Origin of the sequence: Winogradskyella sp. ECml5-4, assembly GCF_036903175.1 — a bacterium.
Taxonomy (GTDB): Bacteria; Bacteroidota; Bacteroidia; order Flavobacteriales; family Flavobacteriaceae; genus Winogradskyella; species Winogradskyella damuponensis.
The window spans coordinates 1-2,639 of record NZ_JAYJLF010000045.1 but is presented as its reverse complement, the minus strand read 5'-3'; the positions used below and the strand labels follow the sequence as shown (position 1 = coordinate 2,639).

The following is a 2,639-nucleotide window of genomic DNA, read 5'->3' as shown; positions in this document are numbered from 1 at the left end:
TTTATTTTAAAAAAAGGAATAATAGCACGAAGTTCACAGAAAAGGAAACGGCAAAACGAGAGGCTTTAATCTTCTAAAGAGGAACGGAAGTTTGTTTGCGACTATTATTGCTAACGGTCTTGTGTATGATTAGTGGCGTGTTTAAGCACATAATTTAGCAAATAAAAACCGAATAGAAAATCCGCGAGGATTTTCGTAAGTAGGCAAGTACTAGCCATTAATTATACACGTTGTTGCCAACAGTTATTTTTTTTCACATTTCAATTCCGCTAAATAATATTCCCCATTGTCCGTCAATTGCCAAGAGTCATAATTTCCTTTTTTTATGAACTTTAAAGCTCTCAATTGAAGTAATATTTTATTGAAATCATCAATGTCTGTTTTAAAATCTTGCACCCTTTTATTTTGGTGTTTAATTTCCAACTTTTCTCTTTCTTTTTCTTTTATTATAGTTGGAAATGGGTCATTTACTCTAAAAGAGTTTCTTGAAGAGTTATTAATTATGTCAAGAGCAACATATGTAAAAATCTCATCCCAACTTAATGTAATCGAATCTTTTCCATTTCCGACTTTTTTCCACGACATTGGATTGTCTTTCTGTTGTTCTCTTATTGAGTATGAATAATGAATTTCAAATTCATCTTTTCCACTTGATAGTCTGCCTGACATCATTGGTTTTTCATTCTCAAACTTTATAATTTGATTTTTCAGTTCTTCGTTTTCTTTAAGTAACTGAATATACTCTACTGTTGAAGTGTAGTTTTCAAGTGTATTTGCTCGTACCCAACCAACTGCTGGGTATTGTTTCCTTAATTGAATTATGCTTCTACTAACTTTTGAGCCTAAATCTTCTGGACTGTTATAGAATTTACAAAGTTTACTTTGTACTAAATTTTTAAACTCTTTCAGTTTTTTTCTATTCTCTTCACTTTTTTCAATTCGGTCAGCACTTAATTTTCCTGGATTTTGGTGTACGAACCCAATTATTGGCTTGTTAGTTTCTAAGGCATATCGATATTCCATTTCAGTATAGCTTAAGCCTGTTTTTTCAGATATCGAACCATACCTGTCTCCAATAACGACAATATAATAGTCAGATTCGTCTATTACTTTTTTAATCCATTCCCATTGAGTGTCGTTAGCTGCTGGAAACAATTCCATTCCTGCTGGCATACACTCCAATTCAAGAAGTGCTTGCATAATTTCATTTCGTTCCTCGATTAAGTCGACATAAGTTGAACTTACAAATACTTGATATCTTTTCTCCATTAATTTATTTCAGCAGTTTAGGTTTTAATTGTTGGCAACGGTCTCGGCTATGAGTAGTTGCGTGGGTTAGTACTTAACTTTGCAAGTACACACCAAACTGAAAATCCGCGAGGATTTTCAGAAGTAGGCGAGGACAAGCAATTACTTATAGCCATTGTTAGGCAACGTTTTTTAATTCGTTCATTCGTTCGTTTAAAAATTCAGTTATCCTTTTTTCTATTTTTATTGGGTCTATTTCCTCAACTATTTTTGTTTTGTAATTCTCTCCCAAATAGATTAAAAATTCCATTTCACAATATTTCATTTCATCTCCAGAGTAATAAAATATTTCTCCTGCAAAATGGTTTGATTCAAATTGAATTCCCTCACTACTTGGATAGCGTTCAGATTTATTAAATTCCAATATTTTTAATTCCAAGTCTTCAGAAATTTGGTGCTCTTTAAATGTCTTTAGTATTGAATTCAAATAGTTCATATTTTAAATATCGAGAAACTTTCTCGTTTATTAATTCGAGTCCAAAAATATATTCCGATTTTTTCCAACTACAGCAACTGACAATCCAGATATTACTAATTCCGCTGCTTCTTTGGTATTATCCGCAAATCCAGTCAAATGATGCCACGGATTGTCTTGTGCAACAGTTATTTTATAATATTGCTTTGTATCCATTTCAATTATTTTCACTAAAACCTGCCAATCTTGGTAGTCATCTTTGTTCGTGAATAATAGTTCAGCGTGCGATGTAAACACCCAAACAGGTTCGTGGTCAATTGATTCCAATGCCTTAATTAATCCACACATCATTTCAGGCATCTTTTTCCATTGAGAAGGCCATTCCTTTGGTTCATAAAACTCAAGCAATGTTCTTTTTTGTTGTCCAGATATTCGTTTTAATTCCATTAGATTAATGTTATTCTCAAATGTTGCCTAACGGTCTCGTATATGATTTGTAGCGTTATTTAAGCAAGTAAGTTAGTAAATAATAACGGAAATAGAAAAACCGCGAGGTTTTTCGACAGTAGGCGAGAAGCAGCTATGAATTATATACATTGTTAGCTATGAGTAGGCGCGCATAGACTTTGGTAAAGCAGAGGTGTTATTTTTCCAGCCGAAAGCAAACACTTTAAATGCGTAACCTAGAGTTAGCAGAAATGCTGAACACGATTATAGGTTTTTTATTTAAGAAGCCATTGCAGATAAGCTGTGTCCAATTCACGCATGTGTTTGCTTATTCGACTAAAGCACTGACGCCTTTTTTTATTTTTCAGCGCAAACTTGCTAACGCATGACTTTTAGACAATGTTTGAAAAACTCAAAAGGTTAGTTAAAACAATAAAAATTGCAAATAGAGAACGATCTTAATGCGTTT

The 2,639-nt window shown here is 33.0% G+C and carries 3 protein-coding genes; all 3 read right to left on the bottom strand.

Going from position 1 to position 2,639, the window contains the following annotated elements; all coding sequences use genetic code 11:
• Nucleotides 1-243 precede the first annotated feature (243 nt).
• Nucleotides 244-1,269 (bottom strand): DUF4062 domain-containing protein, encoded by a 1,026-nt coding sequence (locus VDP25_RS17475; RefSeq protein WP_334471901.1) that lies wholly within the window; start codon nucleotides 1,267-1,269, stop codon nucleotides 244-246.
• Nucleotides 1,270-1,426: 157 nt separating this feature from the next.
• Nucleotides 1,427-1,735, bottom strand: a complete 309-nt coding sequence (locus VDP25_RS17470) for a hypothetical protein (protein ID WP_334471899.1) — start codon at nucleotides 1,733-1,735, stop codon at nucleotides 1,427-1,429.
• A gap of 39 nt (nucleotides 1,736-1,774) precedes the next feature.
• Nucleotides 1,775-2,170 (bottom strand): hypothetical protein, encoded by a 396-nt coding sequence (locus VDP25_RS17465; protein WP_334471897.1) that lies wholly within the window; start codon nucleotides 2,168-2,170, stop codon nucleotides 1,775-1,777.
• Nucleotides 2,171-2,639: the final 469 nt, after the last annotated feature.

Coding starts and splice junctions, on each gene's coding strand:
- VDP25_RS17475 (WP_334471901.1), bottom strand. CDS start 1,269: ATGGAGAAAAGATATCAAGTATTTGTAAGTTCAACTTATGTCGACTTA.
- VDP25_RS17465 (WP_334471897.1), bottom strand. CDS start 2,170: ATGGAATTAAAACGAATATCTGGACAACAAAAAAGAACATTGCTTGAG.